The organism is Kitasatospora sp. NPDC034023 (assembly GCF_055575795.1).
Genome location: NZ_JBVIRY010000001.1, coordinates 477,327 through 500,578, shown reverse-complemented (window position 1 = coordinate 500,578; position 23,252 = coordinate 477,327). Strand labels below are relative to the sequence as shown.

General features: G+C 73.6%; 19 protein-coding genes. 13 read left to right on the top strand and 6 right to left on the bottom strand.

Annotation, left to right across the window (positions count from 1 at the left end):
* Both ACZ52R_RS02230 and ACZ52R_RS02225 read right to left on the bottom strand, forming a co-directional pair.
* Complete coding sequence (locus ACZ52R_RS02230; RefSeq protein WP_396289935.1) at positions 1 to 1,041, bottom strand: phosphotransferase; 1,041 nt, start codon at positions 1,039 to 1,041, stop codon at positions 1 to 3.
* A 125-nt stretch (positions 1,042 to 1,166) separates the two neighbouring features.
* The gene (locus tag ACZ52R_RS02225) at positions 1,167 to 1,850 is read right to left on the bottom strand and encodes a response regulator (RefSeq protein WP_396289914.1); all 684 of its coding nucleotides are present in this window, start codon (positions 1,848 to 1,850) and stop codon (positions 1,167 to 1,169) included.
* Positions 1,851 to 2,251: 401 nt separating this feature from the next.
* Here ACZ52R_RS02225 and pdhA point away from each other — a divergent pair, with 401 nt between their 5' ends.
* Genes pdhA through ACZ52R_RS02210 form a run of 3 tightly spaced genes read left to right on the top strand, consistent with a single transcriptional unit; the run spans position 2,252 to position 5,849 of the window.
* A complete protein-coding gene (gene pdhA, locus ACZ52R_RS02220; protein ID WP_465615383.1) occupies positions 2,252 to 3,406 on the top strand; it encodes a pyruvate dehydrogenase (acetyl-transferring) E1 component subunit alpha in 1,155 nt (384 codons plus the stop codon).
* The gene (locus tag ACZ52R_RS02215) at positions 3,406 to 4,380 is read left to right on the top strand and encodes an alpha-ketoacid dehydrogenase subunit beta (protein ID WP_465615382.1); all 975 of its coding nucleotides are present in this window, start codon (positions 3,406 to 3,408) and stop codon (positions 4,378 to 4,380) included. The genes pdhA and ACZ52R_RS02215 overlap by 1 nt, the downstream gene beginning before the upstream one ends.
* 14 nt (positions 4,381 to 4,394) lie before the next feature.
* Complete coding sequence (locus ACZ52R_RS02210) at positions 4,395 to 5,849, top strand: dihydrolipoamide acetyltransferase family protein (protein ID WP_465752517.1); 1,455 nt, start codon at positions 4,395 to 4,397, stop codon at positions 5,847 to 5,849.
* A gap of 79 nt (positions 5,850 to 5,928) precedes the next feature.
* On the opposite strand, the gene ACZ52R_RS02205 is transcribed toward ACZ52R_RS02210, so the two are convergent.
* Positions 5,929 to 6,852 carry an LPXTG cell wall anchor domain-containing protein gene (locus ACZ52R_RS02205; RefSeq protein ID WP_465752516.1) on the bottom strand — a complete coding sequence of 308 codons (924 nt, stop codon included), beginning with the start codon at positions 6,850 to 6,852 and terminating at the stop codon, positions 5,929 to 5,931.
* 206 nt (positions 6,853 to 7,058) lie between these two features.
* Between ACZ52R_RS02205 and ACZ52R_RS02200 the strand changes: the two genes are divergently transcribed.
* From ACZ52R_RS02200 to ACZ52R_RS02190, 3 genes are all read left to right on the top strand, one after another.
* On the top strand, positions 7,059 to 8,282 hold the full coding sequence (locus ACZ52R_RS02200) for a benzoate/H(+) symporter BenE family transporter (protein ID WP_465615376.1): 1,224 nt from the start codon (positions 7,059 to 7,061) through the stop codon (positions 8,280 to 8,282).
* 165 nt (positions 8,283 to 8,447) lie between these two features.
* Entirely contained in the window at positions 8,448 to 9,680 is a 1,233-nt protein-coding gene (locus tag ACZ52R_RS02195; RefSeq protein ID WP_465615374.1) for a M64 family metallopeptidase, read from the top strand.
* A 182-nt stretch (positions 9,681 to 9,862) separates the two neighbouring features.
* Positions 9,863 to 11,227, top strand: a complete 1,365-nt coding sequence (locus ACZ52R_RS02190; RefSeq protein ID WP_465752571.1) for an MFS transporter — start codon at positions 9,863 to 9,865, stop codon at positions 11,225 to 11,227.
* Positions 11,228 to 11,321: 94 nt separating this feature from the next.
* Here ACZ52R_RS02190 and ACZ52R_RS02185 read toward each other — a convergent pair whose 3' ends face one another.
* Positions 11,322 to 12,143, bottom strand: coding sequence for a maleylpyruvate isomerase family mycothiol-dependent enzyme (locus ACZ52R_RS02185; RefSeq protein WP_360502404.1), 822 nt, complete (start codon positions 12,141 to 12,143; stop codon positions 11,322 to 11,324).
* A gap of 173 nt (positions 12,144 to 12,316) precedes the next feature.
* On the opposite strand from ACZ52R_RS02185, the gene ACZ52R_RS02180 reads away from it, so the two are divergent.
* The 3 genes from ACZ52R_RS02180 to ACZ52R_RS02170 all read left to right on the top strand — a co-directional run bounded on the left by ACZ52R_RS02180 (position 12,317) and on the right by ACZ52R_RS02170 (position 15,125).
* Positions 12,317 to 13,114 carry a carbon-nitrogen family hydrolase gene (locus tag ACZ52R_RS02180; RefSeq protein ID WP_465615369.1) on the top strand — a complete coding sequence of 266 codons (798 nt, stop codon included), beginning with the start codon at positions 12,317 to 12,319 and terminating at the stop codon, positions 13,112 to 13,114.
* Positions 13,115 to 13,295: 181 nt separating this feature from the next.
* Positions 13,296 to 14,360, top strand: coding sequence for a GntR family transcriptional regulator (locus tag ACZ52R_RS02175; protein WP_465661567.1), 1,065 nt, complete (start codon positions 13,296 to 13,298; stop codon positions 14,358 to 14,360).
* A 117-nt stretch (positions 14,361 to 14,477) separates the two neighbouring features.
* Complete coding sequence (locus ACZ52R_RS02170; protein ID WP_360502397.1) at positions 14,478 to 15,125, top strand: hypothetical protein; 648 nt, start codon at positions 14,478 to 14,480, stop codon at positions 15,123 to 15,125.
* A gap of 55 nt (positions 15,126 to 15,180) precedes the next feature.
* Here ACZ52R_RS02170 and ACZ52R_RS02165 read toward each other — a convergent pair whose 3' ends face one another.
* Positions 15,181 to 15,966, bottom strand: coding sequence for an SLATT domain-containing protein (locus ACZ52R_RS02165; protein WP_465615365.1), 786 nt, complete (start codon positions 15,964 to 15,966; stop codon positions 15,181 to 15,183).
* A gap of 368 nt (positions 15,967 to 16,334) precedes the next feature.
* On the opposite strand from ACZ52R_RS02165, the gene purD reads away from it, so the two are divergent.
* The 4 genes from purD (at position 16,335) to ACZ52R_RS02145 (ending at position 22,583) form a co-directional block, all read left to right on the top strand.
* Positions 16,335 to 17,582: a phosphoribosylamine--glycine ligase gene (purD, locus tag ACZ52R_RS02160; RefSeq protein WP_360502394.1), complete on the top strand. Its 1,248-nt coding sequence runs from the start codon at positions 16,335 to 16,337 to the stop codon at positions 17,580 to 17,582.
* Positions 17,583 to 18,118: 536 nt separating this feature from the next.
* Positions 18,119 to 19,702: a hypothetical protein gene (locus ACZ52R_RS02155; RefSeq protein WP_360502391.1), complete on the top strand. Its 1,584-nt coding sequence runs from the start codon at positions 18,119 to 18,121 to the stop codon at positions 19,700 to 19,702.
* 331 nt (positions 19,703 to 20,033) lie between these two features.
* Positions 20,034 to 21,572: a N,N-dimethylformamidase beta subunit family domain-containing protein gene (locus ACZ52R_RS02150; RefSeq protein WP_360502551.1), complete on the top strand. Its 1,539-nt coding sequence runs from the start codon at positions 20,034 to 20,036 to the stop codon at positions 21,570 to 21,572.
* 111 nt (positions 21,573 to 21,683) lie between these two features.
* A complete protein-coding gene (locus ACZ52R_RS02145; RefSeq protein WP_360502388.1) occupies positions 21,684 to 22,583 on the top strand; it encodes a phosphoribosylaminoimidazolesuccinocarboxamide synthase in 900 nt (299 codons plus the stop codon).
* Positions 22,584 to 22,616: 33 nt separating this feature from the next.
* Here ACZ52R_RS02145 and ACZ52R_RS02140 read toward each other — a convergent pair whose 3' ends face one another.
* On the bottom strand, positions 22,617 to 23,240 hold the full coding sequence (locus ACZ52R_RS02140) for a response regulator (protein ID WP_465615362.1): 624 nt from the start codon (positions 23,238 to 23,240) through the stop codon (positions 22,617 to 22,619).
* Positions 23,241 to 23,252 lie beyond the last annotated feature (12 nt).

Here is a 23,252-nt window from a genome sequence, read left to right as displayed (position 1 = left end):
TCAGTTGGCGAAGGCGTCCAGGACCTGCTCGTACTCCTGGCACCACCACGCCAGCTGGCCCGCCGAGGCGGGGTAGAGCGGGTCGGCCCGGTGGTCGGCCCGCTGGTAGCGCCACTGCAGCATCCAGAAGTCGTTCAGCCGCTCCCACCACACCCGGTGGGCGGCGGCGGCCAGGTGCTCGGAGGTGGCGGCGCCGGAGGCCCGGTAGGCCTGGGAGTAGCGGCGGACCCGGACCAGGTCGAGGACGCCCGATGCCCGGTCGTTGAACAGCAGGGTGGCGGCCCGGACGGCCTCCTCGGCGCGCGGCTGCGGGCCGAGCTTGTCCCAGTCCAGGACGGCGGCCACCCGGCCGCCCGCCGGGTCGTCGTCGTACAGCAGGTTGAGGCCGTGGAAGTCGCCGTGGGTCCAGCCGGTGGGCGGGGCGGCCTGCGGGGCGGGGCGGCGGTGGGCGTGTTCGGCGAGCAGTTCCAGCCGTTCCGTGAGCCGTTGCTGGACGAGCGCGTCCAGTTCCCCGTACGGGCGGTGCTCGCGGGCGCGGCGCCGCAGGTCACGGGCGAGTTCGGCGCTGTCGGCGGGGTCGGCGCTGCGGTAGCCGGCGGGCGGGTCGAAGGGGGCGCAGACATCGTCGAGCGCGCCGTGCAGCCGGCCGAGCAGCGCGCCGAGCGCCTCGCACTGCGGGAGGTCGAGCTCGGTACCGTGCCGGTGTCGGCCGTCGGTCCACGGGAACAGCGCGAACAGCCGGCCGCCCCAGCCGGCCATCGTGCCCGAGCGTCCGGCGCAGGCCAGCGGGGGTGCGACGGGCAGTCCGAGGGTGTTCAGCGCGGCCATCGCGCGGTGGTGGGCGAAGATCTTGGGACGGCTGGCGGTGGCGGTGTCGACGTAGCACTTCAGGAAGTACGGACCGGCCTCGGTGATGACCCGGTACCCCCGGTTCAGCAGGCCTTCGGCGACCGGTTCGGCGGTCAGCAGGCGCCCCACCCGGTAGCGGGTCAGGACCTCGGCGAGCGCGGTGTGCGGGACGGGCGGGCTGAGGGTCCCCATCGGCGGTGCGGAGAGGTCGGGGCGGGCCGGGGCGCAGGCGAGGGTCTGGCTGAAAGTCACAGCCAGAGGTTATGGCCCCCTGGCGGGGGCCCTTGACAAACCGTCAGACCTGTGAAACTTCCACGTCAGTGCTGGTGGTCGGCCTGGTGCCGCGCCACGAAGGCCGCCGCTTGGGTGCGTCGCTCCATGCCCATCTTGGCGAGCAGACTGGAGACGTAGTTCTTCACCGTTTTCTCGGCCAGGTGCAACTCGTTGCCGATCTGACGATTGGTCATCCCCTCGCCGATCAGATCGAGGATCCGCCGCTCCTGCTTGGTGAGTTGGGCCAGCCGTTCGTCCTCCTTCTCGCCGCCGTCGCGCAGTCGGGCGAGCACCCGGCTGGTGGCGACCGGGTCGAGCAGCGAGCGGCCGGCCGCGACGTCCCGGACGGCGGTGATCAGGTCGGTGCCGCGGATCGCCTTCAGGACGTAGCCGGAGGCGCCCGCCATGATCGAGTCGAACAGCGCCTCGTCGTCCGAGAACGAGGTCAGCATCAGGCACTTGATGTCCGGCAGCCGGGACCGGATCTCGCGGCAGACCTCGACCCCGTTGCCGTCCGGCAGCCGGACGTCGAGCACCGCGACGTCGGGGTGGACCGCGGGGATCCGGGTGAGCGCCTCGGCGGCCGTGCCGGCCTCGCCGACCACCTCGATGTCGTCCTCGACCGAGAGCAGATCGTGCACACCCCGCCGGACGACCTCGTGGTCATCGAGCAGGAATACCCTGATTTGTCCGTTGTCAGTCACGTCCAAAGCCTCCCATATCGCCATACGAAAGACCTATCACTCGCAACGCCGTGACGACGTGATCCGGCCAGAGTCACCGAAACCGATACCGAGAACCCCCTTACGTACGGGCGTCTGCCCGGATAACGTGCGCTGGTGTCCTGAAGGCGCTCGAATTGAGAGCTGCGTCACGTCGCCCGTCACCCCCACCCTTCCGACGGCGGTCCGAGCGCGGCACCCTCGGGGTTGTAGGCCCTGAACAAGTAGGACGTCCTAGCGCAAGCGCGCCAAGGGCGGACGCTGGGTAACGTTCTCGTGAGGGACGCCGTCGGAACAGGATCACCACCTGCCCCGCAGTAGGTGCGCACACCCACGCGCGCCCCGCGAGGCGGTGACCGGACCGGTCACCGGCGACCCCGGGCGGCCGGACAGACCGAGGAGTGAACGTGACCGTCAAAAGCACGGCGAGGGCTCGCAAGAAGGCGGCCCCCGCTGTTCCTGACACCCTCCGCGCCACGGGTACGGACGCCCAGCCGGAGCTCGTCCAGTTGCTCACGCCCGAAGGCGAGCGGGTCGAGCACCCGGACTACCCCCTCACCACCACTCCGGAGGAGCTGCGCTCCCTCTACCGCGACCTGGTGCTGGTGCGCCGGTTCGACGCCGAGGCCACCGCGCTGCAGCGCCAGGGCGAGCTGGGCCTGTGGGCCTCGCTGCTCGGCCAGGAGGCCGCCCAGGTCGGCTCCGGCCGCGCCATGCGCACCGGCGACTACGCCTTCCCCACCTACCGCGAGCACGGCGTGGCCTGGTGCCGGGACGTCGACCCGCTGAACCTGCTCGGCATGTTCCGCGGCGTGAACCACGGCGGCTGGGACCCGAACGAGAAGAACTTCCACCTGTACACCATCGTGATCGGCGCGCAGGCCCTGCACGCCACCGGTTACGCGATGGGCATCAGCAAGGACGGCACCGACGACGCGGTGATCGCGTACTTCGGCGACGGTGCCTCCAGCCAGGGCGACGTCAACGAGGCCTTCACCTTCGCCTCGGTCTACAACGCGCCGGTGGTGTTCTTCTGCCAGAACAACCAGTGGGCGATCTCCGAGCCCACCACCACCCAGACCAAGATCCCGCTGTACCGTCGCGCCTCCGGCTTCGGCTTCCCCGGCGTGCGGGTCGACGGCAACGACGTGCTGGCCTGCCTCGCGGTCACCCGCTGGGCGCTCGACCACGCCCGCAGCGGCAACGGCCCGGTGCTGATCGAGGCGTTCACCTACCGGATGGGCGCCCACACCACCTCCGACGACCCCACCCGTTACCGGCACTCCGAGGAGACCGAGGCCTGGAAGGCCAAGGACCCGATCTCCCGGCTCCGCGCCCACCTGGACAAGGAGGGCCTGGCCGACGAGGAGTTCTTCGCCTCCGTCGACGCCGAGAGCGAGAAGCTGGGGCTGCGGGTGCGCGAGGGCGTGCGCAGCATGCCGGACCCGGACCCGACCCTGATCTTCGACCACGTGTACAGCGAGCCGCACACACTGGTCGATGAGGAACGGGCCGAGTACGTCGAGTACGCGGCCTCCTTCGAGGCGGGGGAGAACCTCTGATGGCCGGTCAGCTGAGCATCGCGAAGGCGCTGAACGGGGCGCTGCGCAAGTCGCTGGAGAACGACCCGAAGACCCTCCTCATGGGCGAGGACATCGGCAAGCTCGGTGGCGTCTTCCGGATCACCGACGGCCTGCAGAAGGACTTCGGCGAGGGCCGGGTGATCGACTCCCCGCTCGCCGAGTCCGGCATCGTCGGCACCGCGATCGGCCTGGCACTGCGCGGCTACCGCCCGGTGGTGGAGATCCAGTTCGACGGTTTCGTCTACCCGGCCTTCGACCAGATCGTCTCCCAGCTGGCGAAGATGCACGCCCGCGCGCTCGGACACGTGAAGATGCCGGTCACCATCCGCATCCCGTACGCGGGCGGCATCGGCGCGGTCGAGCACCACAGCGAGTCGCACGAGGCGTACTTCGCGCACACCGCCGGTCTGCGCGTGGTCAGCCCGTCCAGCGCGCACGACGCGCACTGGATGCTGCGGCAGGCGATCGAGTCGGACGACCCGGTCATCTTCCTGGAGCCCAAGCGCCGTTACTGGGACAAGGGCGAGGTCGGCGACGCCGCCGACCTGGGCCTGCACGACGCCCGGATCGTCCGGCCCGGCACCGACGCGACGCTGATCGCGTACGGCCCGATGGTCAAGGTCTGCCTGGAGGCCGCCGCGGCCGCCGAGGAGGACGGCCGCCGGCTGGAGGTCGTCGACCTGCGCTCGCTCTCCCCGGTGGACTTCACCACCCTGGAGGAGTCGGTCAAGCGCACCGGCCGCGCCGTCGTGGTCCACGAGGCACCGGTCTTCCTGGGCATGGGCGCCGAGCTGGCCGCCCGGCTCACCGAGAAGTGCTTCTACCACCTGGAGGCGCCGGTCCTGCGGGTCGGCGGCTACCACGCGCCGTACCCGCCGTCCCGGGTCGAGGAGGCCTTCCTCCCCGACCTGGACCGCGTGCTCGACGCCGTCGACCGCGCACTCGCGTACTGATCCAGGGGGCGAAGATGACCACCGAAGTTCGCTCGCTCCGCGAGTTCAAGATGCCCGACGTGGGCGAGGGCCTCACCGAGGCCGAGATCCTCAGCTGGTACGTCAAGCCCGGTGACACCGTCACCGACGGGCAGGTCGTCTGCGAGGTGGAGACCGCCAAGGCGGCCGTGGAGCTGCCCATCCCGTTCAACGGGGTGGTCGAGGCACTGCACTTCCCCGAGGGCACGACGGTCGACGTCGGCACCGTGATCATTTCCGTCGCGGTCGCCGGGGAGGCGGGGGCCGCGGCTCCGGCCGCCCCCGCCCCCGCCCCCGCCGCGGCGGCGCCTGCCGCGCCGGCTCCCGCCGAGGAGGCCGAGCCGGAGCGCCGCGAGGTGCTGGTCGGGTACGGCCCGCGCACCGGCGTCGCCCAGCGTCGGGCCCGGCGGACGACCACCACCACGGTCACCGCGACCACGCCGGCCCCGGCACCGGCGGCACCGGCGGCACCGGCTGCTCCGGTCGCTCCGCCTGCTCCGGCGCCGGTGGCCGAAGCGCCCACCGGGGACCGGCCGTTGGCGAAGCCGCCGGTCCGCAAGCTGGCCAAGGACCTGGGCGTCGACCTGCGCGACGTGATCCCGACCGGCCGGGACGGCGTGATCACCCGCGAGGACGTGCACACGCACGCCACGGCCAAGGCCGCTCCGGCCGCCCCGGTGGCGGAGGCCGCCGTGGCCGCCGTGACCGAGCCGGTCGCGGCGCCGGTGCCCGTGGCCGGGTCCGCCACGGGCGATGTCCGGGTGCCGATCAAGGGCGTCCGCAAGGCGACCGCGCAGGCGATGGTGGCCTCGGCCTTCACCGCCCCGCACGTCACCGAGTTCGTCCAGGTCGACGTGACCCGCACGATGAAGTTCGTCCGCCGGCTCAAGGAGAGCGGCGAGCTGGGCCGGGACGTCCGGGTCAGCCCGCTGCTGCTGGTCGCCAGGGCGCTGCTCACCGCGGTCAAGCGGCACCCCGAGATCAACGCGCAGTGGGACGAGGCGGCCCAGGAGATCGTCATCCGGGGCCAGGTGAACCTCGGCATCGCCGCGGCCACCCCGCGCGGCCTGATCGTCCCGAACATCAAGGACGCCGGGTCCAAGACCCTGTCGGGGCTGGCCGTTTCGCTCGGCGAGCTGGTCGAGACCGCCCGCCAGGGCAAGACCTCGCCGGCCGACATGCAGGGCGGGACGATCACCATCACCAACGTCGGCGTCTTCGGCGTCGACACCGGCACCCCGATCCTCAACCCGGGCGAGGCCGCCATCCTCGCCTTCGGCGCGGTCCGGGAACTGCCGTGGGTGCACAAGGGCAAGGTGGTCCCGCGTCAGGTGACCACGCTGGCGCTCTCCTTCGACCACCGCCTGGTGGACGGGGAGTTGGGCTCCAAGGTGCTGGCCGACACGGCTGCCCTGCTGGAGCGTCCCAAGCGCCTGATCACCTGGGGCTGATCGCGCACAGCACGCCGAAAGGGGCCCTCCTCCGCACCATCGTGCGGGGGAGGGCCCCTTCGTTTGCGCCCGTCCGACGTCAGCGCTGGGGACGGAGTCGACGGACGGCGATCAGGACGCCGGCCCCGAGGGCGAGCAGGGCGGCGGAGGAGAGGGCGAGGAAGGTGTTGGTGGAGGATGCGCCGGTCTGGGCCAGCTCCGGGGTGCCGGTGGGGGCGGTGGCGGCCGGCGCGGCGGAGGGGGTGGCGACGGGCGCGGCCGGGGCCTTGGCGGGGGTCTTGTCCGCAGCGGGCTTGGCCGGGGCGGGCTTGGCGGTCTCGGTGTGCGCGGGCTTGGGCGTGGCCGGGGCGGTCGGCTGGGCGGGGGCGGCGGTCCGGGCCACGTGGTAGGTGTGCGTGTCCCCGACCACGTCCGGGAAGCCGGGAGCCTTGGCGACCAGGCCGACCTGGATCTCGGCCACGTCCTTCGGCGCCTTCGCGGAGAGGCCCACGCGGAACATGAAGTCGGCTGCCCGGCCGTTCTCCAGGCGCGGGGTGGTGGTGGCGGGGGAGGTGACGGTGAAGAGCGTCGGGTCGCAGCCGTGGCGGAGGGCGACGGGCTTCCAACCGCCGGCGGTGGCGACCTCGACCGTGAAGTCCTGGAGGTTGGTGCCGCCCTTCGGGTTGAACAGCGAGAGCATCGCGGAGACGTTCTGGTACGGGGCGCCGGTGAAGTTGGTGACGCCGACGCCGACCTCGACCTTGGGGCCGCCCGCGGTGATGGTCTGGCCGTCCGGGGTCATGTGGAAGCCGACGGTGTAGGCGCCGTCGTGCTGTGCCGGGGCGGCCGGGGCCGTCACGGCGGTGGTGTCGCCGTCGCTGTCGCCGCAGGCCCAGGCGGTGTCGGTGGCGAGGAACTGGATGCCGCCGGCGAGGACGGTGGTGGCGGCGAGGACGGCGATGCGGCGGCGGCCGGAGAAGGCGCGGTCGTTCTTCGCAAAACGGGTGATAACGGACGTGCGCATGACGTGACTCCCCAGGGTCATGTGACTGACGGTGTGTTGGTGAAGACGACCGGCCCCGCTCTTACCGAGCGGAAGCGCCCCCCGGCTCTGCCGGTCTTGCTCTCCGTGCCTTCATCCGTATAGACGCGCATCCCCGCCGGGGGTTGCAGGTGGATTCAAAACTTTTTTCGGGAGTCTTCGGAAGGCCGCTTCGGGATACTTCCGGGATGACGGATGAACTGACGATCAGACCGGAAACGGCGCCGGTCGGGAGCGGGGAACGTCGGTCGCTGCGGCGGGACGTGTCGGGGCCGGCGCTGCTGGCCGGGCTGGTGTGCGTCGCGGTGTCCTTCTCGGGACCGCTGGTGGTGGTGCTCGCGGCGGCGGCCGCCGGACGGCTGGATCCGGCGCACACCGCGTCCTGGATCTGGGCGGTGGCGATCGGCAGCGGGGTGAGCGGCTTCGCGCTGAGCTGGTGGACCCGGACGCCGGTGATCACCGCCTGGTCCACCCCGGGGGCCGCGCTGCTGGTGACCAGCCTGGGCGACTACCCGTACCGGGAGGCGGTCGGGGCGTTCCTGGTGAGCGCGGTGGTGGTCACGCTGTTCGGGGTGACCGGCTGGTTCGGCCGGCTGATCGCGGCGGTGCCGGTGGGGATCGTGAACGCGATGCTCGCGGGCATCCTGTTCTCCTTCGGTGCCGGGATCTTCGGCGCCGTGCACAGCGCGCCGGTGCTGGTGGTGGGCGGCTTCGCGGCCTTCCTGCTGGCCAAGCGGTTCGCGCCGCGGTACGCCGTACCGGTCGCGCTGCTGGTCGGCGGGGTGCTGGCGGCGCTCACCGTCGGACTGCCGCTGCACCTGGGCTCGGGCGGGCCGACCGTGCCGGTGCTGACGGTGCCGGCGTTCTCCTGGTCGGCCCTGGTGGGGCTGGCGCTGCCGCTCACGATCGTCGCGCTGGCCTCGCAGAACGCGCCCGGCCTCGGGGTGATGCGGGCCTCCGGCTACCGGGCGGACGACCGGCTGCTGATCGGCTCGACCGGCGCGGTGTCGATGCTGATGGCGCCGTTCGGCTCGCCCGGGGTGAACCTGGCGGCGATCACGGCGGCGATCTGCTCGGGCCCGGAGGCCCATCCGGACCCGCGCCGCCGGTACGTCGCCGGGATGTCCTCGGGCGTGCTGTACGTGCTGGTGGGCAGCTTCGGCGGGGTGCTGGTCAGCCTGTTCACCGGGCTGCCGAAGGAGCTGATCGCGGTGATCGCCGGGGTCGCGCTGCTGGCCTCGCTGCAGGGCAGCCTCGCGGCGGCGGTCGCGGAGGAGCGCGGGCGGGACGCGGCGGTGGTGACCTTCCTGGCGAGCGCCTCGGGGATGAGCCTGTTCGGGATCGGCTCGGCCTTCTGGGGGCTGCTGTTCGGGCTGGGCACCCATCTGGTGCTGGGCTTCCGGAAGGCCTGAGCGGGGATGTGGTTGGTATGACCCGTATGACTGGGAGGATGCGGATCGTTCGGCCAGGTCGGTGACATTTGCGTCCTCCGGTGGGGGCGACACGCCGGTCCGGGTACGTCTCCGCTCCACCACCCGGGCGACGCCGGGTGACCGGAGCCCCGAGGACGCACCCGTATGCCGCCTGGCAACCCTGGCCGTCTCGTCCGGAGTCTGGCCGCGCTCGTGCTGGTGTCCACCGCCCTGCTCCCCGCCGCCCTGGAGCTGGCCGGCCCCTCGCCGTTCGGCGTGATCGGGCCGGGAGTCCCGGCCGACCGGGCGGTGCCACCGCACACCGCCCTCCGCGCCGACCAGCGGATACCCGCGGCCGCCCCGACCGTCGACATACGCCGCACCGGGGACCCGGCCAACCGGATCACCCTGGTCCTGCTCGGCGACGGCTACACGGCGGGCGAGCAGGACGTGTTCCGGCAACAGGCCGACAAGGCCTGGCACGCACTGATGGACATCGAGCCCTTCCGCACCTACCAGGGCTTCTTCAACATAAGGCGGGTCGAGGTGGTCTCCCCGGTCTCCGGGATAGCCGAGACCGAGAGCCGAGGCCGCAACCCGGCCACCCCGCTCGGCATGCACTTCTGGTGCGAGGGCACCGCCCGGCTGCTCTGCGCCGACGAGGCCGCCACCGCCCGGTACGCGGGGGACGGCGCCGGGCCGCAGTACCTGATCGCGCTGGCCAACTCCACGGAGTACGGCGGCGCCGGCGGCACCGGGGTGACCACCCTGGCGGGCGGCAGCCAGGATGCCGGACGGATCATCCAGCACGAGATCGGGCACACCGTGGGGGACCTCGGCGACGAGTACGACAGCGCCCCCGACGATGCCGACTACCCGAACCTCTCCACCCTCAACGCCGACGACATGCGCAAGAAGCAGACCAAGTGGTGGCGCTGGCTGGGCGCCGTGTCCCCGGACGGCGCCGGGACCGTCGGGGCGTACCGCAGCGGCAACGGCCTCTACCGGCCGACCCCGGACTCGGTCATGCGCACCCTGGGCAGCACCTACAACCTGCCCTCGCGCGAGGCGATCATCGAGGAGCTGTACCGCAAGATCCGCCCGACCGACGCCCCGCTGCCGCCGCCCGGCGAGGTGACCGGGCGGCCCCGGCTCGACGTCCGGCCGCTGCCGCTGACCGGACCGCGGCAGCTGAAGGTGGAGTGGAAGGTGGACGGCGTCCCGGTGGCGTCGCAGTCCGCCGACGGCTCCTGGCTGGACACCGCGCGGCTGGACCTGGCCCCGGGCCGGACGGCCACCGTGACGGCCACCGTCCGGGACACCACCGACTGGGTGCGGGACGAGGCCTTCCGGGACCGCTTCATGACCCGGTCGGTGTCCTGGACGCTGACCGGCTGAGGATGCTGCCCGGTTGAGGCCGCTGACCGGCTGAGGATGCTGCCCGGTTGAGGCCGCCGACCGGCTGAGGCCGGGGTGGCGCACCGGCGGATCCACGGGTCCGAGGGGGCGCGGGTTCGCGCCCGGACGACCGAACCCCGCCCTGGGCCTCCCATCATGGGATGACTAATCTGGGTCGCACTATGACCGTGGAGCCCGCCCCTTCAGCAGCGCCCCTGTCCGCCTCCGCTCCCCTCCCCGCGCCCGTCCCCGTCTCCGTGGCTGTCTCCGCGCCCGCGCCGCCCGGTGGCCGTGCGGCCTGGCTGGCCTGGTCCGTGGGCGTCAGCGTCTACGTCCTGGCCGTCATCCACCGCACCAGCCTCGGCGTGGCAGGGCTGGACGCCGCCGACCGCTTCGGCATCGGCGCCTCGGCGCTCTCCACCTTCTCGATCCTCCAGGTCCTGGTATACGCGGCCATGCAGATCCCGGTCGGCCTGCTGGTCGACCGGTTCGGGCCGCGCCGGGTGCTGCTGCTCGGCGTGCTGCTGCTGAGCACCGGCCAGCTGGCCTTCGCGTTCAGCTCCTCCTTCGCCCCTGCGCTGGCCTCCCGGGCGGTGCTCGGCTGCGGCGACGCGGTGACCTTCATCAGCGTGCTGCGGATCGCCGCCCGCTGGTTCCCGCCGGCCCGGAACCCGTTCGTGGCCCAGCTGACCGGTCTGGCCGGGATGGGCGGCAACCTGGTCACCACCGTGGTGCTGGCCCAGGCGCTGCACAGCGAGGGCTGGACGCCCACCTTCGCTGCGATCGCGCTGCTCGGTGTGGCGGTGTTCGCGCTGGTCGCGCTCTTCCTCCAGGAGGCTCCGGCCGCCCCCGTACAGCCCCTGGACCGATCGGTGGACCGTCCGGTGGACCAGCGGACCCGGCCGGGCCTGCGTCGGCAGGTGCTGGACTGCTGGCGGGAGCCGGGCACCCGGCTGGGCCTGTGGGTGCACTTCACCACCCAGTTCCCCGGCAACGCCTTCGGCCTGCTCTGGGGCCTGCCCTACCTGGTCGAGGCACAGGGCATGTCCCGGGCCGGAGCCGGCGGGCTGCTGACCCTGCTGGTGCTCTCCAACATGACCTGCGGCTTCGTCTTCGGGCGGCTGCTCTCCGCCTCGGCGCGCACCCGGATGCCGATCGTGCTCACCACCATCACCGCCACCGCGCTCGGCTGGGCGCTGGTGCTGGCCTGGCCCGGCGGTCACCCGCCGACCTGGCTGCTGGTCGGAATCATCCTGGTGATGGGCAGCAACGGCCCGGCCTCGCTGGTCGGCCTGGACTACGCGCGCTCACGCAACCCCTCGGAGCGGCTCGGCACCGCCTCCGGGATCGTCAACATGGGCGGCTTCATCGGCACGATGATCACGCTGTTCGGCATCGGCGTGCTGCTGGACGCGCTCTCCCCGGACGGCGCCGGGGCGTACTCGGCCACCGCCTTCCGCTGGGCGTTCTGCTGGCAGTACGTCCCGTTGGCGGTGGGCACGGCGATGATCCTGCGGCTGCGCCGGAAGGTCGCGGCCCACGGCTGAACCGGCCGGGGCCGAACCGGCCCAGGGCTGACCTGGCCCAGGGCTGACCGGCCCGGGGCCGAACCGCGGCCCCGGGCCTCTCGCGGCGCGGGCGTCAGATGGTGACCGAGAAGTTCGCCAGCACCCGCTCGGCCAGCTCCTTGTCACCCTCGACGGAGACCGGCCCGGGCCGACCGCGGCCGCAGGCGAGCCGCAGGTACGTCTCCCAGTCCATGGCGAGCTGGACGTCGGGGGCCAGACTGATCGACTCGTCCACGGTGCAGTGGCCGGTGGCGTCCACCCGGACGGTGCGCAGGAACTCCACCGGGCCGGTGACGTCCAGCACCAGGGCCGTCCCGGCCGGGACGCCGGCCTTGTTGGCGACGGCCTTGGGCAGCAGCTCTAGCAGCAGGTCCCGGGCGATCAGGGCGGCCGGGGCGTCCAGGTTGCCGGGGGCGTCCAGGGCCCGGCGCAGGTCCTGCTCGTGCACCCAGACGTCGAAGGCCCGCATCCGCAGCAGCTCGTGGTACGGGACCTCCCTGGCGAGCGGTCCGGCCGGCCAGCGCACCGGCTCGTCGGGCGTCTGCTTGGCGTTCCGCAGCGCCCGGGAGCGGCGGATGATCGTGTACTCCAGCTCGCCGGTCATCTCCAGCGCGGTGTGGCAGCGGCGCTTGTCGACGGGCAGTTCGACGTAGCGGGAGAACTCGGTGGTCACGTGACGGAGGTCACGCGGCAGCGAGTGGATCGGGCGCGGGTCGCCGAGCAGCTCGGACTCGACCGCGATGACGTGCGAGACGACGTCCCGGACGGACCAGCCGGGGCACTCGGTGGCCCGGTTCCAGGATCCCTCGGGAAGGGGGGCGACCAGCTCCGAGATGGACTCGATGCTCTGGGTCCACGCCTCGGTGTAAGCCTGCACCGTCTGGTTGTCCGTCACGGGAATCTCCGGCCCTCCGTCAGCTTCCTTGCCGTCTGTGCCCCGCCGTCACCGCCGGTCGGGATGGTCCGGCTTCCGGGCGCACACGCTAACCGCACGTTACGCTGCCGGGAGACAGCTGGGCAGCGCTTTCGGGTGACGATCGTAGGTCTCTTGCCGTGGACGGTGGTACTGTGCGCGCTTCATTGATCCAACTCGCGGTCTCCGACACGGAGCCGCCCGCCGAGCGGCGGGCCAGGGCCGCGGCGCTGGTACGGGCGCAGCAGGGCGCCGACCTGGTGGTCCTGCCGGAGTTGTGGCCGCTCGGTGGTTTCGCGTACGACCTCTGGTCGGACGGCGCGGAGAGCCTGGACGGGCCCACCTCCGACGCGATGGCGGCCGCCGCCCGGGCCGCCGGGGTCTGGCTGCACGCCGGTTCGATCGTCGAACGCGATCCGGACGGGCCGATCTACAACACCTCGATGCTCTTCGCCCCGGACGGCGAGCTGGTGCACACCTACCGCAAGATCCACCGCTTCGGCTTCGACAGCGGCGAGGCGGTGGTGATGGGCGCCGGTCAGGAGATCGTCACCGCGCCCACCGACTTCGCCACGCTGGGCCTGGCCACCTGCTACGACCTGCGCTTCCCGGAGCTGTTCCGGGCGCTGCTGGACGCCGGCGCGCAGCTGTTGGTGGTCCCGGCGGCCTGGCCGGCCCGGCGGCGCGAGCACTGGACGCTGCTGGCCCGGGCGCGAGCGGTGGAGGAGCAGGCCTTCGTGCTGGCCTGCAACACGGCGGGTACGCACGCCGGGGTGGAGCAGGCCGGGCACAGCATCGTGGTGGATCCGTGGGGGCGGGTGCTGGCCGAGGCGGGGACGGAGGAGCAGGTGCTGACGGTCGAGTTCGACCCTGCCGAGGTGGCCAAGGCGCGCCAGGAGTTCCCGGTGCTGCGGGACCGCCTGCTGGGGATCCCGGCGCCGGTCCAGCGCTGAGCGCAGCCCGGTCCGGCGCAGCGCCGGCCCCGGTCCGGCGCTGCGCGGAGCCCGGCTCCCGGCGTTTTCGGAGGGTTGGTTCGTACGTGGCCCGGGCGGGTTTGAGAAGATGAGCACTCGTCGTGTTCCCGCCGGTCCGTCGAGGCCCGGCACGGTTGGCCCGCCCGAGGAGGTCGCGCCCATGCCTGGCAACGGCGCAGGCGACTCCCCCCGCCCCGTCATCCACCGCAACAGCCTGCGCGAGCAGATCGCCGGCGCGCTGCGGGAGGAGATGATGGCCGGCCGACTGGAGGCCGGCCGCAACTTCACCGTCAAGGAGATCGCCGAGCTGTACGGCGTCTCCGCGACCCCGGCCCGCGAGGCGCTGGTCGACCTCGGCGCGCAGGGACTGCTGCGCGCCGAGCACCACCGCGGCTTCACGGTGCCCGAGCTGTGCTGGGACGACTTCCTGGAGATCTTCGAGTCCCGGGTGCTGCTCACCGACAGCTTCCACCGCCAGTTCTCCGCCCGCCGGTCCCTGCCCGACCTCAGCCGGCTGCCCTCGCTGCACCGCCGGGCCGACGCGGCCGTCCGGGCCGCCCGGGCCGGGAACCTGGACGTGATGGTGGGCTGCGACCGCCGGTTCTGGCAGGAGGTCGCCGGGCTGCTCGGCAACCGCCGGATCGCCGACTACCTGGACTGGCTGCGGGTGCAGTCCTGGATGTTCGCCGCCCCCTACCTGCGGGAGATGCCCAGCCTGGCCGGGGTCTGCTGGGACCGCCACCCCGACCTGGTCGAGGCGATCGAGGCAGGCGACCTGGCCGGCGCGCACCGGATCATCTGCGAGTACAACCTGTACACCGCCCGGCTGCTGGCCGAGCTGGCCGGACAGCCGCTGGAGTCGGTGACCGTCCTGGGACTGCTCGCCGAGACCACCGGGACGGAGCCGCCGCCCGTCCCGGCCCAGTCGTCGTCCGAGCCGTCGGCCGGTTCGTCGGCCGAGTCGTCGTCCGCGGAGCCCGCGCCCGCGTTCGGGCCTCTGTCGCGGCCCGCCGCGGGCCCCGCCGAGCCCGGCGGGGCCCGCGGCGAGCGGTCGCTGCGCGGTGACGAGGTCGGCCGGGAGCTGGGCCGGGAGCTGGGCCTGGGCCTCGGCCTGGTGCCGCAGCCCCGCTCGGTGCCGTACGGCCGGTTCGGCCGACGGCTGCCTTCGTCGGCCCCCGAGGCTCCGCGGGGACGGCCCGACCCGCACACCGCCCCGGGCCGGTAGGGTGAGCGGGCGTCGAACCGGGCGCCCCCCGAAAAGGGCCGTCCGAGTACCGACTCCGCCCCCGTCGTCGCCCCGCCCCGCGGGCGATCCCCGCCGCCCGGAGAGGAACTGCCGGCCATGGCTTGCGACCTCTGGCTCGTCCCACTGGTGGACGTGCTGAGCCACAGCCCCGACAACCCGTTCCGGGACGATCTAGCCCTCTACAACGCGGTGTTGACCTCGTACGGGCTCCCCGAGGTGCCGGTCTACGAGTTCGTCCCGGGCCTCAGCGGCGCGGTCGAGCCGATAGCCGCCTTCGACTACGACTCGCTGCACTTCCTGCGCCGCGCCTACCTGCTGGGCCTCACCGGCCTGGACATCACCCCGGTCGACGCGCTCGGCGGCGACTACGAGCAGCTGCTGGAGATGTTCGAGAGCAGCGCCGAACAGTCGCACCTGGTCTGGCACTTCGACCACGCGGGCGCGTACGTGCCGATCGAGTTCGCGGTGCCGCTGGTGGACGACGCGCTGCTCGCCTCCGGTGGCCCGCTCGGCTCCAGCCACGGACTGCTGCGTGAACTGCAGGCCGTGGCACCGGCGCTGGGCATCGACCCGCTCAACCCGCCGGACCCGACCCGGCCGCTCGGCCCGACCGGTCTGGAGCAGCCGTTCGGGCCGCCGATCGACGACGTGCACCCCTTCGCCCGGGAACGGCACGCCTGGTCGGGCCTGTACGCGGCGGCGGCCCGGAGCGTCACCCAGGGCTCGATGATCGTCTTCGCGTAGCGCCCACGGCCTGGGCGGCGGCCGCTACGACCACCGCTACGACCGCCGAGGCGCCCTACCGCAGCGGCCCCTCCGGCGGCCGCTGGCGCGGCATGGTGGGCCTGGTGCCCGGCGGCGGCAGCACCCGCACCTGGGCGCCGACCCCCGGCTCGGAGCGCCCGCCCCAGCTCCCGGGGGCCTGGGTTGGCAGCTGGGTCATCGAGGCGCGGAACTCCAGCATCCATTCCGAGGTCTCGGTGCGGATCATGTCCGAGACGTCCTCGCAGAACCGGCGCAGTACGCCCAGGCAGCGCTCGGCGGCCTCGCCCGCGGTGCCCTCGGTCGGGCCGAGCACCTCGCGCACGCACTCCGACGCCCAGTCGAACTGGAACGCCTCCAGGCGGCGTTGCAGGGCCTGCGCGGTGGAGACGTCCCGCATCCAGCCGGAGGTGAGGCCGAAGGCCCGGTCGACGCCGTAGCAGGCGGCGGAGAGCGCCAGCCCGACGTAGCCCCAGCCGGTGCCGTGCGCCAAGCTGCCGGCCAGGTCGACCAGCGGGGCGGTCGCCCCGCCCACCGCGAAGCCGGCCGTGCCGAAGCGCAGCAGGCGTGCCCACCGGCGCTTCCAGATCCGGTCCCGGCGGTACCACTCGATCGCCTCGACCGCCCGCTCCTCGGACCAGCGGTAGAGCTCCTCCAGCCGTTCGGCCGGCTCGCCCCAGTCCCCGAGCGGGAACTGGCGGGTGCTCAGATCGGTCCGACGGCGGGTGGAGGCCGGCTGGACCACGGCGGTCGCGGGCGGGTCCTCCTCGCCGATCTCCTTGCCCCAGGCACTCTCCTCGGGCTGCATTTCCGGCTGGCTCACCTGTGGGGCTCCCTGTGGCGGGCGGGCGGCTGGGTACTGGCGGCGCATCGGCTGACGTGACGTCTGCCGGTGGTTGTCCAACAGCACTTCTTACCGCCAAATGGCTGACCATGGGGGAGCTTCCCGGTTGATCGTTACCGGTTTAGGCCATCGGAACCCGAGGTGAGCGGGTTGCGGGGCTCGGCGAGATTTCACCCGTCCGAGCGAGGGCCCGGTGACCCGCGGTCGTGACTCGCGCACCCACCGCCCACCGGACCCCCGCGGGCTTGGAGGATCCTCCGGCATCGTCGGCGTACGGAGCTCTTCTCCTGGAGGATCCGACGGGACCGGAGGGCGGCCGGAACGGGCCACCGACTACGCTTCCAGGCGTGAAGGTCCTCGTCATCGGCGGCGGCGCCCGCGAACACGCCCTGTGCCGCTCTCTGTCCCAAGATCCCGCCGTGACCGAGCTGCACTGTGCCCCGGGCAACGCCGGGATCGCACAGGTGGCGACGGTCCACCCGGTCGACCAGCTCGACGGCGCACAGGTCACCGCGCTGGCCGAGCGGCTCGGCGCCGACCTGGTCGTCGTCGGCCCGGAGGCCCCGCTGGTCGCCGGCGTCTCCGACGCCGTGCGCGCGGCCGGCATCCCGGTGTTCGGCCCGTCCGGCGCGGCCGCCCAGCTGGAAGGCTCCAAGGCCTTCGCCAAGGACGTGATGGCCGGCGCCGGCGTCCCCACCGCCCGCTCCTACGTCTGCACCACCGCCGCGGAGGCCGCCGAGGCGCTGGACGCCTTCGGCGCCCCGTACGTGGTCAAGGACGACGGGCTGGCCGCCGGCAAGGGCGTCGTGGTCACCTCCGACCGCGAGGCCGCACTGGCGCACGCCGCCTCCTGCGAGCGCGTGGTCATCGAGGAGTACCTGGACGGCCCCGAGGTCTCGCTGTTCGCGATCACCGACGGCACCACCGTTGTCCCGCTGCAGCCCGCGCAGGACTTCAAGCGGGCGCTGGACGGCGACGAGGGCCCCAACACCGGCGGCATGGGCGCCTACTCGCCGCTGCCGTGGGCGCCCGCCGGGCTGGTCGAGGAGGTCCTGGAGAGCGTCCTGCAGCCGACCGTGGACGAGCTGCGCCGCCGCGGTACCGAGTTCTCCGGCCTGCTCTACGCGGGCCTGGCGCTCACCTCCCGCGGCACCCGGGTGATCGAGTTCAACGCCCGCTTCGGCGACCCGGAGACCCAGGTCGTACTGGCCCGGCTGCGCACCCCGCTGGCCGCCGTGCTGCTGGCCTCCGCCACCGGCACCCTGGACCAGCTGGAGCCGCTGCGCTGGGACGAGGGCGCGGCCGTCACCGTGGTCGTCGCCTCCGAGGGCTACCCGGCCGCGCCGCGCACCGGCGACCCGATCGAGGGCCTGGCCGAGGCCGAGGCGGACGGTACCGCGTTCGTGCTGCACGCCGGGACCAGGGCGGGCGAGGACGGGCAGGTGCTGAGCGCCGGCGGCCGCGTGCTGTCGGTCACCGCGACCGGCGCCGACCTCGCCGAGGCACGCGAGCGCGCGTACGCCGCGGTGGACCGGATCTCGCTCAAGGGCGGCCAGCACCGCACCGACATCGCGCTGAAGGCGGCCACCGCGTAGGGAAGTTCGGCTGCTCCCGGGGTGTTTCGAGGGAGGCGCTGCGGACCGTGGGAATCAACCCCATGGGCGCAGCGCCTCCGGCGTTTCGGGACGGGAGTGATTCCAGGGGCGGACACACCGTTCGGTCGACGGATTCCAGCCCATCGGGTGACAGCAACCGCATCCAGCTGACGTAACCGGCTGCCCGGCCTTATGGTGCGCTGGATCGCAGCGCACGGGGCCCGCGCGCCGGGGGCGCCGCCGGGTAGCGGCGCTCCCGCGGGGGGATGCTGGACGGCGTCCGGCCGGGCGGTCGCCGGGTGCTTCGCACCGGACCGGTGGCGGGCGTCCGGAATTCGGGCGACGTCACCGGGACGAGTGGAAACCGGGGCGATCCGGAACGACCACCCGGACCGGGCGTCGAAAATGTCAGTAGCGCCACGCAGCATGCACTACCGGGATCGGACGCCTCCGCTTCCCGGTCGGAACTGATCGTTCGAGTCGGCTCAGGGCCCGTAGCCGGGCACCCGAGGGCTCCGAAGGGGGTGCCGCACCGTATGGCCGCTATCGACACCGCGCGCCATCACGCCCAGGCGGTCCTGCGGGTCCGAGGCCTCGCCCTGGCCTCCGCCGTCCTGCCCACCGCCGTGGCGGTGGTCCTGCTCGCGGGCCGGTTCACCGGCCGGATCGGCGCGCCCGGCGCCGCCGACGCGACCGGCTGGGACGCCGCCCGCTGGACGGTCTGCGCGGTCGCCGCGCTGACCCTGCTGGTCGCCGGGTTGACCGCCCGCGCCCTGCGCCGGGCCGAGCCGCCCCGGACCCCCGCCGTCCCGCTGGACCGCGCCGAGGCTCCCGAGCTGTACCGGCTGATCAACGAACTCGCCGACCGGCTGGACGTCCCCGCGCCCTCCGCGATCGCCCTCACCCCGGACTGCGACAGCTGGCTGGAGGACGTCCCCCCGCTGCGGCACCCGGGCCCGCTGCGGCCGCACGCCGAGCCTGCGGCGCCCGTCCTGGTCATCGGCTCGCCCTTCCTCTGGTGGATGCGGGCCGGCGAGCTGCGCGCCCTGCTGGCCCCCGTGGTGGCCGGCACCGCCGCCTCCGCCGACCCGGAGATCGCCGCCGCCCGCCGCTTCCTGCGCGGCCTGGACGCCTGCCTGGACTCCGGCCAGGGCGCGGCCCCCGGCCTCGGCGGCGGCACCCTGGCCGCCCCGCCCCGGCCGCCCCGGCGCGGCCCGGCCGCACTCGCCGACCGGGTCACCCGCCGGATCACCCGCCGACTGCTCGGCGCCTGCCGCGGCCACTCCGCCGAACTGGAGCGCTCCGTCGCGAGCTGGGCCTCCGAGCAGGCCAGGACGGTCGACTACGGTCTGCGGATCGCCGCCCAGGAGCAGGTCGGCCTCGCCTACGCCGGCTGGGACCGGCTGCTCACCCGGGTCGCGCTGCCCGCCTGGCGGCTCGGCCGCCACCCCGCCCACCTCAACGCCGGCGTGGTCGCCGCCCTCACCGAGCTGTCCCGCCGCGACCGGCTGGCCGACGGCTACGGCAGTCGGCTCGGCGACCGCCCCGCCTGCGACCTGCTGGAGGAGCCCGGCACCGTCGACCGGGCGGTCTCCCGGCTCGCCGCCGAGCTGTTCTTCGGCCGCCCGGCGGCCGGCGCCTGGCACGAGCTGGAGTGGGCCGACTACCCGGCCGAGGTGGTGGACGCCGGCTGGCGGGCGGGCGCCGCCGGCCTGCAGGCCGCCCTGGACCGGCCCGCCCCGCAGTCCCGCCCCGGCTCCCCGACCCTCACCCGGCTGCTGGTCCGGCTCGCCGAGGGCGACGGCGAGCGGCTGGCCGCGGCGCTCGCCGCCCGGCCGGACCGCACCACCGCCCCGGCCCCGCTGCTCGAACCCGACCGCTCCGGCCGCGACCTGCTGGTCGACCACGTCACCGCGATGGTCTGCTGCGCGGCCGTGGACACCGCCGGCGGCGTCCCCGGCCTGGACTGGCTGGACGGCCCGGTGCTGCTGCTCGGCGGGGTCCGCCGCACCGACCTGGCCGGCCCGGTCGCCCAGGCCGTCGAACAGGGCCAGGACGGCCCGCTGCGGGCCTGGCTGGACGCCGCCGACGTCCGCCTGGAGAAACCCGTCCGGCTGTGACGGGTGGGACGGCGCTCGACGCCCCCGCACGCGCCCCCGGACGAGTCGGCCGCCGGTCGTCTCCGCAGGCCGGAGGCCCCCTCCGGGCGGACCGCAAGATTCCCGGCACCAATTGGCACCGGAAGGTGACGGAGCGCCGGCACTCTGTGGTGTATTAGACCGCACGCACATCCGGGGGGCACGTGCCAACCGGGCCTCGGGGGCCGAAGGGCGCGCCGGTGCCGAAAGCGACGAGCGAGCGCAGCGAGCGTGCGAGCGAGGACCGTCGGCACCGGACCAGGAGCGCCCGGAGGTGAGCGAGGAGTCACAGAAGTGCACCTGGGAGGGGCGCGTGGGCACCGAACTCAACCGCCGCTGGGAGTCCGGAACGCATGCCTACAGCGTCTCCGACCCCTTCGGCCAGGGCCCGCTGCCCTGGCTGCGCAGCCCGGACCAGTACCTGGCCGGGGCGGAGGGCGCCGTCCCCTGGTACGTCTCGGTGGACGCGCCCGGCCAGCAGCCGCTGACCGCCGGCGCCCGGCCCAAGCCGCCGGTCGGCACCCCGCAGAGCTCCAACGACGTGGACCAACAGATCAAGGGCTTCGCCTCGGCCGGAGTGATCCGCCCCGGCGGCTCGGTGGACTTCCGGGTCACCGTCAACCCGCCCCGCGAGTTCACCGTGGACGTCTACCGGATCGGCCACTACGGCGGCGACGGCGCCCGCCACATGACCTCCAGCCCGCTGATCGCCGGGCTCGCCCAACCCGCCCCGTTGGTGGTCGACCGCACGGTCTCCTGCCACCACTGGTGGCACTCCTGGCGGCTGCAGGTCCCGGCGCACTGGAAGCCCGGCTCGTACGTCGCCGTGCTGACCACCGCGGACATGCTGCACCGCAGCCACATCCCGTTCACCGTCCGGGACTTCGAGGACCATGGGCACACCGCCGAACTGCTCCTGGTGCTCCCGGACGTGACCTGGCAGGCGTACAACCTCTTCCCCGAGGACGGCCGCACCGGCGCCAGCCTCTACCACGCCTGGGACGGCACGGGCGGCCTGGTCGGCGAGCCGGAAGCGGCCGTCACCGTCTCCTTCGACCGCCCGCACGCCACCGCCGGGCTGCCGCTGCACGTCGGCCACGCGTACGACTTCATCCGCTGGGCCGAGCGCTACGGCTACGACCTCTCCTACGCCACCGCCACCGACCTGCACGCCGGCCTGGTCGACCCGTCCCGGCACCGGGCGCTGGTCTTCCCCGGCCACGACGAGTACTGGTCCGAGCCGATGCGCCGGGCCGCCGAGCGGGCCCGGGACGGCGGCACCTCGCTGGTGTTCCTCTCCGCCAACACCATGTACTGGCGCGTCGAGCTGACCGCCGCCGCCTCCGGCGAGCCCAACCGGCTGCTCAACTGCCGCAAGCGGCAGAAGGCCCCGCCCGGCAGCCCGGCCGCGGGCGCCACCGGCGCCGCCAGCGCGCTGTGGCGGGACGCGGGGGAGCCCGAGCAGCACCTGCTCGGGGTGCAGTACTCGGGCCGGGTCGCCGCGCCCGTCCCGCTGGTGGCCCGGCACACCGCGCACTGGCTCTGGGACGGCACCGGCCTGCAGGAGGGCGACGAGCTGCCCGGCCTGGTCGCCGGCGAGGCCGACCGGTACTACCCCAAGGTGGCGCTGCCCGAGCACACCGAGCGGGTCCTGCTGGCGCACTCCCCGTACCAGGACCTGGCCGGCCGCACCCGCTACCAGGAGACCTCGCTCTACCGGGCGCCCAGCGGCGCGTACGTCTTCGCGGCCGGCACCTTCGCCTGGTCGCCCGCGCTGGGCCGCCCCGGGCTGACCGACGAGCGGATCCAGCGGGCCACCGCCAACCTGCTGGACCGGCTCTGCAAGAACTGAGGTCCACACCGGAAAACCGTCGTCCGGGCGGTCGTGAAAGACTGCGTGGGCAGTGACCTCCCCTTTCGCAGTGCCCCACGCCCGCGAACGACCCCTGAGGACTGAGACACCTTGAGCGGATTTGTCACCAAGCCCGAGCCGGTCCAGGTGCCCGGCCTGGTCCACCTGCACACCGGCAAGGTGCGCGACCTCTACCGCACCGAGTCGGGTGAGCTCGTCATGGTCGCCAGCGACCGGACGTCCGCCCACGACTGGGTGCTGCCGAACGAGATCCCCGACAAGGGCCGCGTCCTCACCCAGCTCTCGCTGTGGTGGTTCGAGCGGATCGCCGACATCGTCCCCAACCACGTGATCTCCACCGAGGTCCCGGCCGGCGCCCCCGCCGACTGGAAGGGCCGCACGCTGATCTGCAAGAGCCTGGAGATGGTCCCGGTCGAGGCGGTCGCCCGCGGCTACCTGGCCGGCTCCGGCCTGACCGAGTACAACGAGCACCGCACGGTCTGCGGCATCGCCCTGCCGGAGGGCCTGGAGAACAGCTCCGAGCTGCCCGCCCCGATCTACACCCCGGCCCTCAAGGCCGAGGTCGGCGAGCACGACGAGAACGTCCCCTACGAGGAGACCGCCCGCCGGATCGGCGCCGAGCTCGCCGCCCAGCTGCGCCGCACCACCCTGGACGTCTACGCCCGCGCCCGGGACATCGCCCGCGACCGCGGCATCATCCTGGCCGACACCAAGTTCGAGTTCGGCCTGCTGGACGGCGAGCTGGTGATCGGCGACGAGGTGCTCACCCCGGACTCCTCCCGCTACTGGCCCGCCGACCAGTGGCAGCCGGGGCACTCGCAGCCGTCCTTCGACAAGCAGCTGATCCGCGACTGGCTGGTCTCCCCGGCCTCCGGCTGGGACCGCTACAGCGAGCAGCCGCCGCCGGCGCTGCCCGCCGAGATCGTCGAGCAGACCCGTGCCAAGTACATCGAGGTGTACGAGCGGCTGACCGGCACCACCTGGGCGTAACGCCCCCGGCGACGCCCGCGAGCGCGGCAGGTCCTAGATCCAGCCGTGCTCGCGGGCGATCCGCACCGCCGCGTGCCGGTTCTCCGCGCCCAGCTTGGTGGCCGCCGAGGACAGGTAGTTGCGGACGGTGCCCTGGGAGAGCGCGGCCCGGGCGGCGATCTCGGCGATCGGGGTGCCGTCGGCGGCCAGCTCCAGGACGTCGGTCTCGCGCGCCGTCAGCGGGGTCTCGCCCGCGCTGATCGCGTCCGCCGCCAGCTCCGGGTCCACGTACCGGCCGCCGGACCGTACGGTGCGGATGATGCCGGCCAGGTCCGCCGCCGAGACGGTCTTCGGCAGGAAGCCGCGTACCCCGACCTCCAGCGCCCGCTTCAGGTAGCCGGGGCGGCCGTGGCCGGTGACGATCATGCAGCGGCAGTCCGGCAGCAGCCGGCGCAGCTCGGCGGCCACCTCGATGCCGTCCTTGCCGGGCATCTGCAGGTCGAGCACCGCGACGTCGGGCCGGTGCGACTGCGCCATCGCCAGCGCCTCCGGACCGGAGCCGGCCTGTGCGACCACCTCGATGTCGTCCTCGAGCGAGAGCAGCGCGGCCAGCGCGCCGCGGATCAGGTGCTCGTCGTCGGCGAGCAGGACGCGGACGGGCGCGGGGTTCTCGGTCATCAGGAGGCCTCT

Bases quoted from the DNA above. Each gene is read 5' to 3' on its own strand.
- ACZ52R_RS02230 (WP_396289935.1), bottom strand. From the start codon at position 1,041: ATGGGGACCCTCAGCCCGCCCGTCCCGCACACCGCGCTCGCCGAGGTC.
- ACZ52R_RS02225 (WP_396289914.1), bottom strand. From the start codon at position 1,850: ATGGCGATATGGGAGGCTTTGGACGTGACTGACAACGGACAAATCAGG.
- ACZ52R_RS02215 (WP_465615382.1), top strand. From the start codon at position 3,406: ATGGCCGGTCAGCTGAGCATCGCGAAGGCGCTGAACGGGGCGCTGCGC.
- ACZ52R_RS02210 (WP_465752517.1), top strand. From the start codon at position 4,395: ATGACCACCGAAGTTCGCTCGCTCCGCGAGTTCAAGATGCCCGACGTG.
- ACZ52R_RS02205 (WP_465752516.1), bottom strand. From the start codon at position 6,852: ATGCGCACGTCCGTTATCACCCGTTTTGCGAAGAACGACCGCGCCTTC.
- ACZ52R_RS02200 (WP_465615376.1), top strand. From the start codon at position 7,059: ATGACGGATGAACTGACGATCAGACCGGAAACGGCGCCGGTCGGGAGC.
- ACZ52R_RS02195 (WP_465615374.1), top strand. From the start codon at position 8,448: ATGCCGCCTGGCAACCCTGGCCGTCTCGTCCGGAGTCTGGCCGCGCTC.
- ACZ52R_RS02190 (WP_465752571.1), top strand. From the start codon at position 9,863: ATGACCGTGGAGCCCGCCCCTTCAGCAGCGCCCCTGTCCGCCTCCGCT.
- ACZ52R_RS02175 (WP_465661567.1), top strand. From the start codon at position 13,296: ATGCCTGGCAACGGCGCAGGCGACTCCCCCCGCCCCGTCATCCACCGC.
- ACZ52R_RS02170 (WP_360502397.1), top strand. From the start codon at position 14,478: ATGGCTTGCGACCTCTGGCTCGTCCCACTGGTGGACGTGCTGAGCCAC.
- ACZ52R_RS02155 (WP_360502391.1), top strand. From the start codon at position 18,119: ATGGCCGCTATCGACACCGCGCGCCATCACGCCCAGGCGGTCCTGCGG.
- ACZ52R_RS02140 (WP_465615362.1), bottom strand. From the start codon at position 23,240: ATGACCGAGAACCCCGCGCCCGTCCGCGTCCTGCTCGCCGACGACGAG.